This is a genomic window from Marinobacter sediminicola (assembly GCF_031157525.1).
GTDB classification, from domain to species: domain Bacteria; phylum Pseudomonadota; class Gammaproteobacteria; order Pseudomonadales; family Oleiphilaceae; genus Marinobacter; species Marinobacter sediminicola.
This window is the reverse complement of sequence record NZ_JAVIXR010000037.1, coordinates 1-517: the sequence shown is the minus strand read 5'-3', so window position 1 is coordinate 517 and position 517 is coordinate 1. Positions and strand designations below refer to the sequence as shown.

Sequence of the window (517 nt, the reverse complement as noted above, 5' to 3'; positions counted from 1 at the left end):
CGCCGGTGGCGGTGCTGGCGTCGTTTCTGAGGGCGTCCAGCCTGGCTTCGGTAAACGGCTGGCCGCTGGCGTCGGCTTTGAAACGGCCCGGGTAATCAAAGTGCTGGTAATCCTGCCGTTGATTGGCACCGGCTGCACTGTGTTCGTGCATCAGGGCGTAGGCGGGATTTTTGAAGGTGTAGTCTTTGGTGGCTACAGACGCGGCGCGAACCCGTTCTTCGTAGCGGAAACGGAATACGGCGGATTGTTTGGTGCTTCCGCCCGCTTTGCCGTTGTATTCGGCTGCTTCCAGCCTTGGCGCATCACCGTGGTGGTCGGCAATAATCAGGCCGGGTTGTTCGCTGCCATCCACGCTGCCGTGCTGGTAGCGGTAGTGCCAGCCTTCCTCTGCCGCCAGCCGTTTGACAAAGGCCAGGTCGGTTTCCCGGTGCTGTACGCAGTATTCCCGTTCCTGGGGGGCACGTTTCAGATCAAATACGGAGTCCACAATGCCCCGCTCTTCCAACAGGGTGCGCAC

At 60.7% G+C, this 517-nt stretch carries 1 protein-coding gene; it reads right to left on the bottom strand.

Annotated elements, in window-relative coordinates; genetic code table 11:
* On the bottom strand, window positions 1–517 hold a 517-nt coding region (locus tag RG807_RS17690; RefSeq protein WP_309046056.1), incomplete at both ends, for a contractile injection system protein, VgrG/Pvc8 family.